At 70.5% G+C, this 16,303-nt stretch carries 14 protein-coding genes and 1 tRNA gene; 11 read left to right on the top strand and 4 right to left on the bottom strand.

Going from position 1 to position 16,303, the window contains the following annotated elements; all coding sequences use genetic code 11:
• Positions 1-95: 95 nt before the first annotated feature.
• From C1A38_RS16370 to C1A38_RS16320, 11 genes are all read left to right on the top strand, one after another.
• Positions 96-401: a GNAT family N-acetyltransferase gene (locus tag C1A38_RS16370; RefSeq protein WP_199180224.1), complete on the top strand. Its 306-nt coding sequence runs from the start codon at positions 96-98 to the stop codon at positions 399-401.
• Positions 402-452: 51 nt separating this feature from the next.
• Positions 453-524, top strand: a tRNA-Ala gene (locus C1A38_RS16365).
• A gap of 1 nt (position 525) precedes the next feature.
• A complete protein-coding gene (locus C1A38_RS16360; RefSeq protein WP_102658689.1) occupies positions 526-2,802 on the top strand; it encodes a hypothetical protein in 2,277 nt (758 codons plus the stop codon).
• A 181-nt stretch (positions 2,803-2,983) separates the two neighbouring features.
• Positions 2,984-3,766, top strand: a complete 783-nt coding sequence (locus C1A38_RS16355; RefSeq protein ID WP_013734077.1) for a GntR family transcriptional regulator — start codon at positions 2,984-2,986, stop codon at positions 3,764-3,766.
• 104 nt (positions 3,767-3,870) lie between these two features.
• A complete protein-coding gene (locus tag C1A38_RS16350; protein ID WP_102658688.1) occupies positions 3,871-5,247 on the top strand; it encodes an ABC transporter substrate-binding protein in 1,377 nt (458 codons plus the stop codon).
• A gap of 55 nt (positions 5,248-5,302) precedes the next feature.
• The gene (locus C1A38_RS16345; protein ID WP_146017562.1) at positions 5,303-6,271 is read left to right on the top strand and encodes a carbohydrate ABC transporter permease; all 969 of its coding nucleotides are present in this window, start codon (positions 5,303-5,305) and stop codon (positions 6,269-6,271) included.
• Entirely contained in the window at positions 6,271-7,095 is an 825-nt protein-coding gene (locus tag C1A38_RS16340) for a carbohydrate ABC transporter permease (protein ID WP_146017561.1), read from the top strand. Before C1A38_RS16345 ends, C1A38_RS16340 begins: the two co-directional genes overlap by 1 nt.
• Positions 7,092-8,573: a xylulokinase gene (locus C1A38_RS16335; RefSeq protein ID WP_102658685.1), complete on the top strand. Its 1,482-nt coding sequence runs from the start codon at positions 7,092-7,094 to the stop codon at positions 8,571-8,573. Before C1A38_RS16340 ends, C1A38_RS16335 begins: the two co-directional genes overlap by 4 nt.
• Positions 8,574-8,599: 26 nt before the next feature.
• The gene (locus tag C1A38_RS16330; protein ID WP_102658684.1) at positions 8,600-9,649 is read left to right on the top strand and encodes a zinc-binding dehydrogenase; all 1,050 of its coding nucleotides are present in this window, start codon (positions 8,600-8,602) and stop codon (positions 9,647-9,649) included.
• 129 nt (positions 9,650-9,778) lie between these two features.
• Positions 9,779-10,489, top strand: coding sequence for a deoxyribose-phosphate aldolase (gene deoC / locus C1A38_RS16325; RefSeq protein ID WP_102658683.1), 711 nt, complete (start codon positions 9,779-9,781; stop codon positions 10,487-10,489).
• A 287-nt stretch (positions 10,490-10,776) separates the two neighbouring features.
• Positions 10,777-11,670: a hypothetical protein gene (locus tag C1A38_RS16320; protein WP_233196860.1), complete on the top strand. Its 894-nt coding sequence runs from the start codon at positions 10,777-10,779 to the stop codon at positions 11,668-11,670.
• Between the two features lie 94 nt (positions 11,671-11,764).
• Here the strand turns inward: C1A38_RS16320 and C1A38_RS16315 are convergent, their stop codons facing one another.
• The 4 genes from C1A38_RS16315 to C1A38_RS16300 form a co-directional block, all read right to left on the bottom strand.
• The gene (locus C1A38_RS16315; protein WP_102658681.1) at positions 11,765-12,277 is read right to left on the bottom strand and encodes a hypothetical protein; all 513 of its coding nucleotides are present in this window, start codon (positions 12,275-12,277) and stop codon (positions 11,765-11,767) included.
• A 41-nt stretch (positions 12,278-12,318) separates the two neighbouring features.
• Positions 12,319-13,473 carry a hypothetical protein gene (locus C1A38_RS16310; RefSeq protein WP_102658680.1) on the bottom strand — a complete coding sequence of 385 codons (1,155 nt, stop codon included), beginning with the start codon at positions 13,471-13,473 and terminating at the stop codon, positions 12,319-12,321.
• The gene (locus C1A38_RS16305; RefSeq protein ID WP_158244906.1) at positions 13,470-14,009 is read right to left on the bottom strand and encodes a type VII secretion system-associated protein; all 540 of its coding nucleotides are present in this window, start codon (positions 14,007-14,009) and stop codon (positions 13,470-13,472) included. The genes C1A38_RS16310 and C1A38_RS16305 overlap by 4 nt, the downstream gene beginning before the upstream one ends.
• Before the next feature lie 99 nt (positions 14,010-14,108).
• Positions 14,109-16,142 (bottom strand): putative T7SS-secreted protein, encoded by a 2,034-nt coding sequence (locus tag C1A38_RS16300; RefSeq protein ID WP_233196859.1) that lies wholly within the window; start codon positions 16,140-16,142, stop codon positions 14,109-14,111.
• Positions 16,143-16,303: the final 161 nt, after the last annotated feature.

Below are 16,303 nucleotides of genomic sequence, written 5' to 3'. Positions count from 1 at the left end.
CATGGCGATCAGGGGTCGCGACCACCATCATGGACATTCGCGCCGAGGCCCGCTCGGGTGGACAACTCGCCCGGAAGACAACAGGAGGACACGTGATGGTCGTAGTGACGGACGTTCCCGAGGCCAAGCGGTACGAGGCCCGGGTCGATGGGGAGTCCGAGGTCGCGGGCGTCGCGGAGTACATCCGTACCGCGGAACTCGTCGCGTTCGTCCACACCGAGGTGTCGCCGAAGTACGAGGGCAAAGGAGTCGGGGCGGCTCTGGCCCGAGCGGCCCTGGACGAGGCGCGTGCCGCGAACCTGCGGGTTCTGGCCACCTGCCCGTTCATCGCGGGGTGGATCGACCGTCACCCCGAGTACCAGGACCTGCTGTACCAGGCCCGCAGCAGAGTCAGCGACTGAGCAGATCTCGGGTGCGTGCGCGGGGGTGAACTCCGTAGAGTCTCGCGGCATCAGCGTGTAGCTCAGTAGCAGAGCACCGGGCTTGCATCCCGGAGGGCGCGGGGGCGGAGCCCGCCACGCTGGCGTGAGCGACAACGACATCAGCGTCGGCGTGGGCTTTCCCCTGGGCCAGCTGGCACGTGCCCTGACCACCGCCGGGACGCATGAGGATCCGACCACCCGGCAGCGGGCGGAACGGCGGGTACGCCGCTGGCAGCAGGTCGTGGACGGAATGGCCGCAGGAACGCTGGACATCGGTTCGCGTACCCCGGTGCGGGGCCTGCCGGCGTGGGTGACGCCGGAGGTGGCCCACGGCGGCTTCGCGACCGGAACGCCGGCCGCCGGCGGTGCGCTGCGCCCGGACGAGACCGACCGGGCACGGCGCCTCGGCCTGCCGGCCGAGCGTCGGGCCCTGTTCTGGTCGTGGCTGACCGACGCGGGCCTGGTGGAACTGGGGGAGCTGCTCGACAGCGGCCGCTACCGGGCCGAGTACGCGGAGGAGGCGGCGCTGCCGGTGGTGGCGTGGTTGCTGCGCGCCGGCGAGCGCGCCGCCGCCGTGAACCTGCTGGAGGAGATCGCACCGTACGCCGACCGGCTGCGCTTCACCCCGGGCCCGAACGATCAGCCTGCCGGCGACCCGGACGTCGTCTACCGGCAGACGGCCGGCGAGGTGCGCCGGGTGCTGGAGCAGCGGCAACCGAACGCGCAGATCGAGACGATGCGCGAGGCGCTGACGGTGTGGAACCCGCTCGCCGACGAGTTGCTGACGCTGTGGTGCGAGACCGTCGTCGACGGCCGGGTCGACGCGGTGACGCCTGACGACTGGCTGCCGCGCGCCGCTCAGCTGCTGGCCCGCTACCGGCACCTCGCCGCCGCGCATCCGCGCTGCAGCAGGCATCGCCACCGCAGGGGCAGCATCGGTGTGCTGCGCACCGCGCTGGAGCGACGGGTGGCCGGAGCCCAGCTGACGCCGCGCGAGCGTGGCCTGGTCCAGAGCATGGTGGAGGCGATGCTGCGCAAGCGCGGCCGTCCGGGCAGCCCGGAGCACACGGCGTTGCGGGAGCAGCAGGCCCGCGAGGCGGCGCTGCCCCGCCACCATCAGCTCGCGCAGCTGGTGGCCGCCCGACTGGCCGCCCTGCCGCAGGACGTCGGGATCCACGACGTCGACCAGGTGCTGCGCCCGGTCGACGCTGACGAGGCCCACCAGGCGGGTGTGGTGGCGGGCTGGCCGGCACCGGAGCCGGTCGCGCGGGTGGTGGCCCGCGCTACCGCCGCAACCCTGGAGCAGTTGATCGACCGTGGTGTGATCGCCTCGGCGGAGGAGTTGGCCCGGCTCACCCCGCGGTTGGCGGCGGCGACCGCGGCTTCGGCGTACCCCGATCCGGCCCTGCGCATCCTGATGGACGCCACCTACCGTGCCTTCCGCGCTCGCCGTTCGCTGTTGCTGCTGAACCTGGAGCATCAGGTACGCCTGGCCGAGCTGCCCTGGGTGCGGGCGGTGGCGTCGGCCCGGACCGACACCAGCGACACCCGCGATCAGGCCCGTCGCACCCTGGCCCGACTGGCGTCGGTGGCGGTGACCGGATTCCCGGCCGCGGTGCTGCCCAACCCGCTCGTCAAGGAGCTGTCGACGCTGTCGACGCAGGCGGGCCTGCCGCTGCCGTGGGTCGAGGAACTCGCTGCCGACATCTTCATGGGTACGTTCTCGGCCAAGTTCCTCCAGGCCGCCACGCTCGCCGGTCGGCGGCTCGCGGGCAGCCTGTACGCGCGGTACTACGACATCGACTACCCGGCGATCGCCGCGATCGACGACACCCGTCGGCGGCTGATCCGGCGGACCCGGACCTCGAACACCTTCGACGAACTCTGCCGCGATCGGGCCGGTGCGACCGGCAAGCGGTCGTGGTTCCCGGTGGCGGCCAACGGGACGATCATCGAACAGGCGCAGATCCTGACCACGCACAACCTGGCCACGATCGTCGAACTCGGCATCGGCCTGCCCGCGATCGAGCTGGCGAAGCAGTGCCTGGACGCCGTGCTGCGGCTGACCGCACGCCTGCACCACAACCCTCGTCCGCTGGGCACCGTCAAGAACACCGCGTACGCGTGGCGGCAGATGGTGTTCTTCCTGGCGCTGTCGACGGGTGAGGAGCAGACGGCCTTCCTGTCCCACGCCGCGCAGCGACTGGCCGCCCAGCCCGACCACGTGCGGACCCGGCTCGCGCCGGCCGTGACCGGGCTCGGGCACATCGTCGGCGGCGGGACGTTCGATTCGGACGGTCGGGCCGGTACGGGCCGACGACTGCTCGGCTGGACCACAGGGGAGCACTGGATCCTCGACCCGTCTCCCGAGGTCGGCTAGCCGCGGCCACCGCCTGATCGTGTCCGTGGCCATTGGCCTGATCCGTCGCATTTGCCTACCGCCACCGGCTACGCCGCCAAGTTTCACCAGGTCAGCCCCTTGACCATCACCAGACCCGCGCCTATGTTCAGTGATGTCTACAGACCAACGAAGACATCACTGGACAAGCGAGGAGTGGGCGGTGGCCACGGCTCAGGAACTCACCCCTGCCGCGATCAGGGCGCTCACCCGAGAGGTCTCCGCGGCCGAGGCCGAGGCCCTGCACGAGCAGATCTCGCAGCTGATGCGGCAGCGCATCGAGTCGGGCGAGTGGCCGGAGCATCTGAAGTTGCCGGCGGAGCCGGAGCTGGCGGGCGCGCTGAACGTCTCGCGGGGCACCGTCCGTCGGGCGATCCGGACCCTGATCGAAGCCGGCCTGCTCAAGCAGACCCGCGGCAAGGGCACCTTCGTACGCGGACAGATGCTGGAGCAGGAGTTCGCCCAGGAGCTGATCTCCACGGCGCAGAGCCTGGACCGGGAGGGCGTGGAGTACCAGACCCAGGTGCTGTCCGCCCGGGTCATCCAGGCGCCGAGCCACATCGCCGCCCACCTCGGCCTGCCCGCTGACGACCTCAGCGTGCTGGCCATCCGGCGGACCCGATCGGTCGCCGGTGAGGTGGTCTACCTGCTGGACAACTACCTACCCACCGTCCTGTGCCCGGATCTGTCCCCGCAGGTCCTACAGGACCGGTCGCTGTTCGGCGTGCTCGAACACGACTACGGCGTGACCGTCGAATCCGTCCGGCGGACCTTCTCCGCCATCCTCCCCGACGACGACGTCAGTGCCGCGATGTCGCTGCGCCCCGGCGTGCCCCTCCTCTACCTCGAACAGATCTCGTACCAGGCCAACGGGAACTCCGTCGAATACTCCGACGTGTGGGTACGCGGAGACCGCGTACGAATCTCCTCCTGGATCAAGCGGTAGGCCCCCGCCTGCCACCTTCCCCTCCCGCTCCACACCCCCCACCCCCACGCGTACCGACGGTGGCCGACCACCGCCGTCGATACGTGCTGTCAACAGGAGACATCATGCGACACGAGGCTTCATTCAGGCTGTCCCGCCGTGGCTTGTTGACCAGCGCCCTCGGCGTCGGCGGCGCACTGGCCCTCGGCGCCTGCGCCTCCCGCGAGGGCGACACAGGCACCCCGAGCGCCACCACAGGCACCCAGACACTCGGCGCGTCCGACATGCAATGGGACCGCTTCAAGGGCGAGACCCTCAACCTCCTGCTCTGCGAGCACTGGTGGACCTCCGCGGTCAGCAAGCGATTCCCGGAATTCGAGGCCCTGACCGGGATGAAGATCAAGGCCAACACCCTGTCCGAGGACAGCTACTACCAGCAGGCCCTGGTGGCACTCTCCTCCGGCGCCACCACGTACGACGCGCTGATGGTCGGCAACCTGCAGGCCGGGCAGTACATGAACGCCGGATGGCTGGAACCGCTGGACAGCTACTTCGGCGGCAGTGGCCTGGTCAACGCCGACTGGTTCGACACCGACGACTTCTTCGCGCCGGCCCGCAAGGCCAGCAGCCTCAACGGTGAGTTGATGGCGCTGCCGCTGTCCGCGGAGGCCGGTGTCGTCATCTACCGCAAGGACCTCGCGGCCCAGGCCGGCGTCACCGCGTTCCCCACCCAGGAGAGCCTGGTCGACGCCAGCGCCAAACTCTCCGCCGCCATGGAACGCCCCTTCGCCGGCCGGGGCCGCCGCGGACTCGACATCGTGTGGACCTGGACGAACTACTTCCTCACCCAGGGCGGCGAGTTCTACAACGGCAACACCCCGACGGTGGACAGCCCCGAGGCGGTCGCCGCCACCGAGCTGTACGTGCAGCAACTGCTCACCAAGTACGGCCCCAAGGGCGCGTCCAACATGAGCTGGCTGGAGGCCACCGGCAGCGTCAACGAGGGCCGGGCGGCCCTCTACACCGACGCCAGCGGCCTGCTGTCGGTCGTGCTGGACAAGAACAGCAGCAAGCACACCGACCAGATCGCCGTGTCCCGGTGGCCCGACAGCGCCGCCGCCAAGGCCGCCCCGAACTACTGGTACTGGATGGCCGGCATCCCCAAGGCGTCCCGCAAGAAGGAGCAGGCCGCCCTCTTCTACGCCTGGGCGATGAGCAAGGAGACCGCCACCTCGGTCAGCGCCGAGTCGGGCAGCCCGTCGGCCCGCGAGTCGGTGTGGTCGAACGAGGACTTCCTCTCCTTCTACCCCGGAGACATGTCGACCGAGATCGTCGCCAACCTCCAGGCCGTACAGCCGGACCGGGTCCCGTACGCCCGGCCCACCTTCCCGAGCGAGGCCGACGCCCTCTCCCTCGAACTGATCAAGGTGCTGGTGGACGGCAAGGACCCGAAGCGTGCCATGGCCGACGCGGCTGCCGCGATGGCCCGAGCGGGCCGATGAGTCCCCGTCCCGCCGGCCCGACCGGCCGGCGTCGTCCACGCCGAACGAGGTTGTGATGTCCGCAGACCGAACAGCTGTGCTGTCGCGGCAGGCCGCCGGCTCCCCGCCGGCGGCACCGCCGGGCACCACCGGGCGTACGCCCCGACCGGACGACAGGCGCAGCAGAAGACTGTTCCTCATCGGCATGCTCGCCCCGATGACCGTGCTGCTGCTGGCGTTCACGGTCTACCCCTTCGTGTCGGTGCTGGTCAACTCGCTGCGGCACAACAACCTGACCCGCCCCGACGAGCAGGGCTTCGCCGGGCTGACCAACTTCACCAACACTGTTGGGGAACCGGGCCTGCTCCGGGCGCTGCTGCTCACCGTCGGCATGGTCCTGGTCGCCGTGGTCGCCGAGTTCGCCCTGGGCACGCTCGCCGCCTCGCTGCTGTGGCGACCGCTGCGCGGCAGCCGCCTCTACCTGGCCCTGCTCGTGTTGCCGTTCGGCGCCACCCCGGTCGCGGCGTACCTGTCCTGGCGGCTGATGCTCAACCCGGACGGCGGACAGATCAACGCCGCCCTGGCCGCCGTCGGACTCCCCACACCGGGCTGGACGTCGGAACCCATGCTGGCCGTGGTCGCCCTCGTGGTGGTCGACATCTGGCAGTGGGCGCCGTTCATCACCCTGGTCATGCTCGCCGGCCTGAAATCGCTGCCGGACGAGACGTTCGAAGCGGCCGCACTCGACGGCGCGAGCGCCCTGCAACGGCTGGTCCGCATCGCGCTGCCGATGCTCAAGCCACTTGTGGCCTTCGTCGTCACGATCCGCGCGATCGACGCGGTCCGCACCTTCGACTCCATCTGGATCATCACCGGGGGAGGACCGGGCGCGGCGACCGAGACGCTTGTCGTACGCATCTACCGGACCGCCTTCAACGACCTGCACATCGGTGAGGCGTCCGCGCTGGGCCTGCTGCTGCTCGTCGTCCTGTTCATCGTCGGGAAACGGTTCGCCGCACCCGCGCTGCAACGGTTGGAGCACTAGTGCACGAGACTCGAAAAGGCCGGGTGCTGCGGACCGCGGCGATCTGGGCCCTCATCTGCTGGTCGATCCTGCCGTTCGCCTTCATGCTCCGCGTCGGCTTCGCCGCTCCCAGCGACATCCGCGGCGGTGCCCCGGACTGGCTCGCCCCGCTGTACGTGTTCAACTTCGTCGACCTGTTCGGCGACACCGAGTTCATGGGGGCGATCGGGCGGTCGGTTCTCGTCGCGGTGGTCTCCTCCGCGATCGCCATCGCCGCCGCCACACCCGCCGCGTACGCCTGCGCCCGGATGCAGTTCAAGGGCCGGTCGGACTTCGAGTTCTGGGTGCTGTCCACCCGGATGCTCCCGGCGGTCGTCGTGGTCATCCCGTACTTCGTCCTGTTCCGCCAGATCGGCGGCATCGACACGGTGTGGGCGCTGACCGTGATGCACACGGTGGTCAACCTCGCGGTGACCTTCTTCCTGCTCCGCAGCTTCTTCGCGGACCTGCCGGCCGCGGTCTTCGAGGCCGCCGACCTCGACGGCTGCTCGGAGACGAAGAAGTTCATGAGCGTGGCGTGGCCGATGGTCCGCAACGGCGTCGCCGCCGCGGCCGTGCTGAACTTCATCTTCTCCTGGAACGAGTTCGTCTTCGCCCTCACGCTGGCCAGCGGCGAAGCGAAGACCGTCTCGGTGGCGATGCTGGGGTTCATGCAGTTCCAGTCGGTGGCGGTCGGCCCGATGATGGCCGCCGGAACCCTGGCCGTGCTCCCCGTCGCCGTCGTGCTCTTCCTCGCGCAGAAGCAACTGGTCACCGGCATGAGCTTCGGGGCGGTGAAGGGATGACCGACGTCGTGTGCGTCGTGGACGCCGGCACCACCGGCATCCGCTGCGCCCTGGTCGACGACCAGGGCGAGGTGCACGCGCAGCGCAGCCACGAACTGGTCATCGACCACCCCCACCCGGGCCACGCCGAGCAGTCGCTGCCGGCGATGTGGGACGTGACCGTTCGACTGCTGCGGGACATCCAGGCCCTCGCCGCACAGGCCGGGCATCGCATCGTCGCGCTCACCCTGGCCACCCAGCGGGCCTCCGTCGCCGGACTCGACAAGGACCTGCGACCGGTCACCCCGCTGGTGCTCTGGATGGACCAGCGCGGTGACAGCGAACTGGCGGCCATGGGCCGGTCGGTGCACGCGCAGACCTACAGCCGGATCTCCGGCATGCCGTTGAGCACCATGCCGGCCCTGGCCACCCTGGTCTGGCTGCGCCACCACACCCCGCAGGCGTACGCCGACTGCGCGTACTTCGTCGGGGTCCAGGAGTGGCTGCTGCACAAGTTGGCCGGCGGCCCGCCGCAGGTCGACCGCAGCTGTGCGTCCTGGTTCGGGCTGCTCGACCTGCACGCCGGGCGCTGGAGCACCGACCTGCTCGACGCGTTCGACATCGGCGAGGACCGGCTACCCACGCTGCGTGCCTGCACCGACGTCGCCGGTCGACTTCTCGACGAGGTGGCCCACGCCACGGGCCTGCCCGGCGGGCTGCCCGTGCACGTCGGCGGCGGCGACCAGCAGTGCTCGGCGGCCGGGGGCGGTGGTGTGCGGGCCGGTGCCGCCACCGTCAACCTGGGCACCTCGGCGACGATGGTCTTCCCGGCCGCCGTCGGCGACGCCCCCGACGTCGCGGGATTCGTCCGCGCCGCGCACGTCGTCGAGGACCACGTGTCGGTCGAGGGGACCATCCCCGCCTGCGGATCGGTGCTCCGCTGGCTGCGAGCCCTGCTGCGCTACGGCGACGACGACGCCGCGTACGAGCGGATGTCCGGCGACGCCGAGGAGGTCGAACCCGGCGCCCGGGGTCTGCTGTTCGCACCGACGATGGCGGGCGTCGGAACCCCGCACTGGACGGCCGCGAACGGTCGGATGAACGGCCTCGACTTCGCCCACGGACCCGCATTTCTCGTCCGCGCCGCGATGGAAGGCATCGCCCTTCAGGTCCGAGACGTGCTGCAGCACCTGCCGCCGGCACTGGCCGGGCCGACGCTGACCGCGATCGGCGGCGGCGCCCGATCCGCGGTGTTCTGCCAGATCCTGGCCGACGTCACCGGCACCGCCGTCGAGGTGCCGGCGGGTGACCCGCAGGCGGCACCGCTGCGCGGCGCGGCCATGTCGGCCTGGGTGGGCCTCGGTCGTTACGACGACCTCGCCCACGCCGCCGGCCCGCTCGGCGCTGCCCGACGCCACCGGCCCGACCCCACCACCGCCCCTGTTTACGACGCGCTGTACGACCGGTACCTCGACCTGTCGAGCCTGGCCGCGGCGTGACGCGCACGAGCAAGGAGAACACGAGAATGCAAGCCCACCCTGCCGACGAAGAGTCGATGCGGGCGTTGATGCTGACCGGTGACCGCCACTCGGAGGTGCGCCCGGTGCCGCGCCCGGTGCCGGCCCACGACGAGGTGCTGGTCCGGGTGACCGTGTCCGCGGTGTGCGGCAGCGACCTGCCGCACTACCGCAAGTCGGCGCAGGAACTCGGCCACCGGCTGCACACCGTCCCCGGCCACGAGGCGGTGGGAGTGATCGCCCGGGCCGCCGCCAGCGGCGACGGACCGGCCGAAGGCACCCGGGTCATCGTCTACCAGCACTCGGGCTGCGGCGACTGCACCTTCTGCCTCAGCGGCGAGCCGATGTTCTGCGCCGACCGGCGCACCCTGGGCAACCACCGCAGCGGAGCGGACGGTGAATATCTCACCGCGCCGGCCACCGGAGTCCTGCCCGTACCCGCCGACGTCAGCGACGCCATGGCGGCCCTGATCGCCTGCAACTTCGGCACCGCGTACTCGGCATTCCGCAAGTCCGGGGTCGCGGTGGGTGACCGGGTGGCGGTGTTCGGCCTCGGGCCGGTGGGTTGCTGCGTGGTGGCCCTCGCGGCGGCCGCCGGAGCAGAGGTCTTCGCCGTCGACCCGATCGAGGGGCGGCGGGACCTGGCCAAGACCCTCGGCGCCGGCACGGTCATCGACCCGATCGCGCAGGACCCGGTGGCCGCCGTCGCGGCCGTGACCGAGGGGCGCGGACCCGAGGTCATCTTCGAATGCTCCGCCAACCCGGCCGCACAGACCCAGGTGATGAAGCTGGCCCGGCCGCACGGCACCGTCGTGCTGCTGGGCGCCAACAACAGCATGGAGATCGACCCCGGCGTCGACGTGATCCGCAAGGAACTGCGGGTCATCGGCAGTTGGGTCTTCACGCAGCCCGAGTTCCCGGCGGTCCTGCGGGCGGCCCGCAGCCTCCCCGCGCTGCAGCACCTGATCACCGACCCCTTCCCCGCGCAGCGGGCCCCCGAAGCGTTGGCCGCGGCTGACGCCGGGCACATCGGCAAGGTGCTGATCGACTGGTCCTGACCCGATCAGGCGCACCTCCCGCTCCGGCAATTCCCTTTCCCTCACCCTCCCGGTTCGACCCATCCGTGCGGTTGCCGACGTACCACGCCGACCGCAGGGTGCCGCACGCCCGCAGAAGGAGATCCCGCAATGACTTCCGCCACCACGGCCCTGCCCGCCGACCTGACTCCGGCCGCCCTCGCGCCGTACATCCAGCACACCCTCATCGAGGTCGGCACCACCCGGGACCGCATGATCAAGCACGCCGAGGAAGCCCTGAAGTACGGCTTCAACGCTGCGATGGTGCCCGGTTCCTGGGTGTCGGTCGTCGCCGACGTGCTGCGCGGCAGCGGCGTCCAGGTCGCCTCCGCGCTCGACTTCCCGACCGTCGGGGTCACCACCAGCGCCGGCAAGGCGTACGAGGCGGAGAGCCTGGTGCGCGCCGGTGCCCAGCAGATCGACATCGGAGTTCAGATCGGCTGGCTGAAGAGCGGTATGTACGACGAGTTCCGCGAGGACATCGCCGGTGTGGTCCGCGCGTCCGGCGTCCCGATCAAGGTGATGCTCGAACTGCCGCTGCTCACCGAGGCGGAGCGTGAGACCGCCGTCGAACTGTCCATCGAGGCCGGTGCCGCGTACCTGAAGAACGCCAGCAGCGGTGCGATCGAGGTCGCCAACCCGGCCAGCATCGGCTACCTGGTGGCACGTGCCGGCGGGCGGACCAGGGTCAAGGCGTCGGGCAGCATCAAGTCCTACCCCCAGGCCGTCGGACTCCTGCGTGCCGGTGCCGAACTGCTCGGCACCAGCGCCGGCATCGCGATCGTGACCGACTCGGCCAACGAGGAGACGATCAGCTACTGATCGGGTGGACCCCACCCCCGGGGATGTCGGCTGTCGTCGGCATCGTCAGTCGACACCCTGGGGGGAGCTGTCTCCTGCTTGCCGCGTCCGTCGCCTGGCGCAGGCCCGTGGCCTGCTCGACCGCCTCCTGTCTCCCGCCTCCCGCCTCCCGGCTTCCGCTGACCGGCTGAACCGATTCCGGTCGGGGACCGTGTGGATGCCGAACGGCTTCCGGACGAACCGGGGCCGGATAGGAACTGGGAGACCCCGAGATGATGCGCAAGCGCCTAGTGCCCGTTGTTGCCCTCATGGCTGCAGGCGTCGGGTTGGCGGCGTGTAGTACCACCCCCGAGGCGCCCGCGCCGGCGAGGGCCTCCGCGCCGGCCGGCGGCGAGGCCGCCGCACCCGAGGACGGGGCTGCCGGCGGCGATCCCGCGCTGCTCTCCGGCACCGCGAAGTCGAACAACTCGGCCGCCAACACCGGTGACTGGGCGGTGCCGAACGGCGGCCTCCCAGTGGGCGCGGCCCGTCAGTCGGCGCAACGGTGGGTGCAGTTGACCGCCAGTCGGGCCGGCGACCTCAACCCGGTGGTCGTCAACGGTGCCGGGCTGACGCTCTACCGCTTCGACAACGACAGCAACAACCCGCCCACCTCGACCTGCAACGGCGAGTGCGCGCAGACCTGGCCACCGGTCACGATCTCGCCGCGCGGCAAGATCTTCGTCGCCGGAATCAAGCCGTCGGCGGTCGGAACCGTCAAGCGTGCCGACGGCACCCTCCAGGTCACCCTCGGCGGCTGGCCGGTGTACCGGTTCGCCCAGGACACCAAGCGCGGCGACACCCTCGGCCAGGGCGTCGGCGGCACCTGGTTCGGCGTGACCCCGGCCGGCGGCAAGGCCGGCGTACCGGCGGGCGGTCAGCAGACCCCGGACACCGGTGAGACGAACGTCCCGCCGGCCACCAGCGCCGTCTTCTTCGACGACGCCAACTTCAGCGACAACGGCGCCTCCCAGGGCGCGGCCGGCAACGGGTGCCAGAACCTGGCCCGTCCGGGTGTCACCTCCTCCATCGCGGCCCCGGGCTCGTTCAAAGTGTGGGCGGGCCCGGACTGCACCGGCCGATCGCAGGTCATCAACGGTGACGTCGCCGACCTGGCGACGATCGGCTTCGACAACGCCATCGCCTCGGTCCGCTTCAACTGATCGTCAACGGGTGTGCCGGTCCGGCTCTTTCGCCGGGCCGGCACACCCGTCTTCGGTTCGGCCGCGACATGGCTCTCCCACCGTGGGTCCGCTGTCAACCACCCGTGCCGGCCCTGCTGCCGTCCGGGCCCACCACGAACCACAGTCCGTCGACACCGTGACCCGTGGTGCGCCCCGGCACCGTGTCGTCGGCGAAGCGGTAGACCGGCCAACCGCCCACCGTCACCTGCTGCGTGCCATCCGCACGGGACACTGCGCCCAGCCGGGCCGGGTCGAGGTTCTCGAATCTGATCCGCTCGCTGGTCAACACCGGCAGCCACCGCGTCAGGCAGTCGTCCGTACAGGTGGATCGGGACGGCGAGGCGTTGTCCCGATCGAACCGGTAGAGCGTGAAACCCTTCCCGTCGAGGACCACGGGGCCGAGCTGCGGATGCTCGCCGAGCTGCACCGACGCCGGCCAGTAACCCCCGTCCGGGCTGCGCCGGCCGAGGTCGTCCGGCTGGGGTAGGGCAACCGGGTCGGTGACCGTCGTGGTGCATCCGGAGGCGAGGAGCGCGGCGGTCAGCGCGAGGGCGCCGAGCAGGGTACGGGAGGGGAGTGCCTTCATCGCCACACCAATCGATCGATGGGTTCGGACAGGGGAGCCGGTCAGCGGCGCGAGTTCGCAACGACTCGACTGCGTGGCGGCCGACGGTCGAGGTCGAGGTCGAGGTCGAGGTCGGGCCGGTGGCTTGCGCCGATGTCGCCGGCCGCAGGTGTCAGGACCGCCCGCGCGTCGGGGACGATCCGGACCTGCTCCGATGCCGGCCAGATGGGCGACGGCGGACCGACCACGCTGACCGTGAGGGATGCCGCGGCCGCGTGTCGACCGATCTCGTCGAGGAAGGTACGGGCGACGCTGATGGCGGCCTGGGAGTCCCCGGTGAGCGCGACGATTCCCGGCGCGCGTGCCAGGTTGACGACGGCCAACTCGCCCTGGACCGTCCCGACGGTGGCGAGCAGCGGCAACCCGTCGCCGCTGTCGGCACTCTCGTCGAGCTGCCAGGTCGGCGTCTCCCAGATCGCACCCTGCTGCCGCGCCTGCCAGGGAGGCGGGGCGTCCGACAGCGCCGGTGAGAGGCGCAGCGAGACCCGTTCCGCTCCGACCAGTGCCGCGTACACCTGGGCCTGGGTGGACTGCGCGGCGAGTTGCCGTAGGGCGCGGTCCAGGACCTGCCGTGAGCCCGGCGTCGGGGCCGGGTGCACCGACCTGGCCGCGCGGCGACGAGCCAGCAGGAGCAGTACGGGCCCGACGACCGCAAGCACCGCGCCGCCACCGAGCAGCGTCGCCGTGACCGGTGGGAACCCCAGGATCTCGCCGCCCTCTGCCGGCGGGGCCCCAGGCACCGGAGCATTCGCCTGCGGTCGGTCAGCGGGCTGCTGGCCCTCGTTCGGCATGGCCGACGGCGGCGGACCGATCCGGATCTCACCGGAGGTGGCGCCTGCGGGAAGGACGAAGACCCAGCCAGCCATGATCGGCTGATTCGGATCGGTCAACGCGAGCCCGTCCGGCTGGGTGCGCCCCTCGTTGAGGTCGAACAGTTCCGGTGCGCGCCGGGCATCGCCGAGCACCCGGTCGGCCACCCCGGCCAGGGTGAGATCGCTCGCGGTACCGGGTTCGCCCGGCACCACCCAGTACGGCACCGAGGGCGGCACCGCGCCAGCGGTGCCGGCGGCCAGCGGCAACAGCAGGAGCAGCAGCGCAGCGGCGACGGCGGCCAGCAGCCGATACCCCGCCGCCCACGACGGACCAGGCCGGGTCATCCGGTGACAGTCTCACGTAGCGCGCCGGCGAACAGCCGCATCGACGCGGTGCCGCCCGGATTGAGCAGCACGTCGACCTCCTCGGGCAGCAGCTGCACCAGCTCGACGGCGCTGACCTGCCGCCAGCCTGCTGCTTGCACCCGACGTCGGTCCGCCGCCCCGGTGGCGACGAGGACACACGGCACCCCGTCGGGTGCGGGCGTCACGATGACGCGACCCTCGTCGTCGACGGCGATCTCGGTCAGGCTGTCCCGCAGCGCGAGCAGCACCAGGTCCGGGTCGGCCCGCCCGTCCGCCACCAGCCTTGCCGCCGCGTCGACCGGTCCGGTCGGCGCGTCCTGGTCCGCGGGCAGATAGAGCGGGTTGGGCTCGAACGCGCCGACGGTCCCGTCGTCGTCGACGAGCCAGCCACCGACGATCGACGCTACCGGCGGTACCGCCCGGGACTGCTCGTCGGTCTCCGACGGTGGCGACCAGTCACTGTCCAGCAGCAGCATCCAGTTCCGGTCGACGCTTGTGTCGTCCGATCCACTCACGTGCCCACTCCCTTGCTGATAACCGGCATCAATCCCGATCCCGATCTTGGTCTTGCCGTCCGCCGCTGTCGGGTGCAGGGCATCCGCCGGGCGCTGCACCTACGTCGAGGGCTGCCAGGTGTTGAAATCGGGCAACGGGTCGCTGTTTGACCGCATGGGAGGAAGCTGCGGAGGAACGTCCCGAACGTCCTGCAGCTGGCGAAACTGTCCCTTGTTTGCGACGGCGATTGTGGTGAAGTCGGTGCTTGGGTTGACGAAGTTGCCGCGGTAGTCGTTCGCTCGGGTTGTCCACACGGTGCTGGTTGCTGCAAAGATCTGTCGATCGTTGCCCAGGCGCTTCATCGTCCGACTGAAATCGGGCGCAACCTTGCCGTTGTCCGCGCCGAAGCTGCAGGCGATCATGACGATCGAGCTGTCGGGTTTGGCGTTCAGAACCTTCCTGAAGTTCGCGTCGTGGTGCAGAATCTTGGCGAATTCACCGCCTGGAACGTGGACCACTTTGCCGTTCGTGAGTGAGAGAGCGACGATTTCGGGGTTGCTGTGCGTCATCACCAGCAGCGGGTCCTTCTGCCACGGCGCGGGTTCCAGTGTGCTGAAATCGAAGCTTTTCCGTGTCTGGCCAAGCGGCACACCTTTTGCTTCCTCCGGCATCTCCGCCGATACTCGCTGGTACCGAGGGCCATCGGTGAAAAGCTTTCCGTCGTGGTCGCCGGTGGAGAGATTGTGCCGGGCGTCCGCCCACATCTGGCGGCTCCTGTTGTCGGCCTCGCTCCTCGGAAAACTCACGCCGATCTGCTGACCTTTGTGGTTGAGAATTGGTCGGGCCTGAACGTCCCCCACGTTGAAACGCGTTTCGACGCCCCAGGTGTTTCGGCCGACGATGGTGTTCTTGTCCACTGGTTTCCGTGACCTGAGCCCCGCCGTCACGACGGCCCGCACGTCGCTCAGGTTTTGCCCGGCGGTCCGAAATGCGCCCTTGATGACCTTGCCGGGACCGTAGCTCGTGGCGGTGGGGGTTTTCACCCTGCTGAGTTGCGTGCTGCTCGCCTTGACTCCACCCTTGATCGCGCCTTTCCCGGCAACCTTGGCCACCCGGCCGACGAGCCGCCCGCCCGGCACCAACCCGAGGAGCAGGCCGCCGGCGGCCAGACCGATCGCGGCGGGGTCTCCGGAGGCCGCCGTGGCACCCAGGTCGATCAGGGCGGAGAGCATCCCGATGGCCGCACCGAGCGGCGGAAAGATGAACGACGCGATGGTCGCGATCACGTCCAGAATGGTGGTGATCCACTCGATGACGGTGCTGCGCAGGAACTCGATGAAGGCTTGGAAAGCCTCGACGATCTTCTCCCACAGCGACCGCTGTGGGGCATCCTTCGCCAGCTGCCGCAGCGTCTCGGCCGCAGTCCGTGCCGCCTGGTCGCGCAGCGCGGTCGCCTGACCCAGCAGCGCCTTCGCCTGGTCGATGGCTTGCTGGGCGTCGTCGGCGCGGTTCTGCGCAACGGTGACGTCGTCGGTCACCTGCTCCTTGGCGGCCTGCTCGGCTTCCGGGTCCAGACCGAGCGCGGTGAGCGTCGCCTGCGCCGAGAAGAGCGCTGCCTGTGTCGCGCCCTGGTCGCCGGCGGCCTGCCGTGCCTGGTCGAGAGCCCGCAGCGACATCGTCTGCGCCTCCTCCAGCGAGGGCAGGTAACGCAGGTACGCCTCCGCGGCGGCTGAGTAGGAATGCGCCATCCGGTCCAGGCGCCCCGGCAGCTTTCCGATCAGGTCGCGGAAGGCCTCCATCGCCTTGCCCTGGCCGACGTCGATCCGGCCGCCGGAGGCGAGCAGATCATGCGCCTCCCGGGTGGCCCTGGACAGTTCCTGGTAGGCCCGAGTGATCTCCGCAAAGGATTCGGGATCACCCGGCACCGGGTCGGAGTCGAGTTGCAACACCGACCACTCGGCGTCCCCTGGACGCGGCATGCCCAACCTCCCCGTTGCGTAGACCGGCGTCGCACTCCGGTCGATGCCGGAGGCCGACTCGCACACGTAGCGGACGCCGGATCGGTTCAGCCGGGCTGAACCGATCCGGCCGGCCGTGCGTGTAAGGCGCGGAGTGGTTGACCGGCCGGGAGGACATGAGGACAGCACGTCCATCAGGTCGATGGGCGCGGTCGTCGACACGCTGGGACAGCGCGAGTTGGAGGATGCCGCCCGCGAGTTCGAGAAGCGGTGGGGTGACAGCCGATACGTCATCGGCCGCGACGAGCCGACGGCGAGTTGTCCGCCGGGGGGCCACGCCTGTTCCCCGTCGAGTT

Source organism: Verrucosispora sp. ts21, from assembly GCF_002879555.1.
Taxonomy (GTDB): Bacteria; Actinomycetota; Actinomycetes; order Mycobacteriales; family Micromonosporaceae; genus Micromonospora; species Micromonospora gifhornensis.
This window is presented reverse-complemented; position numbering and strand designations above follow the sequence as displayed.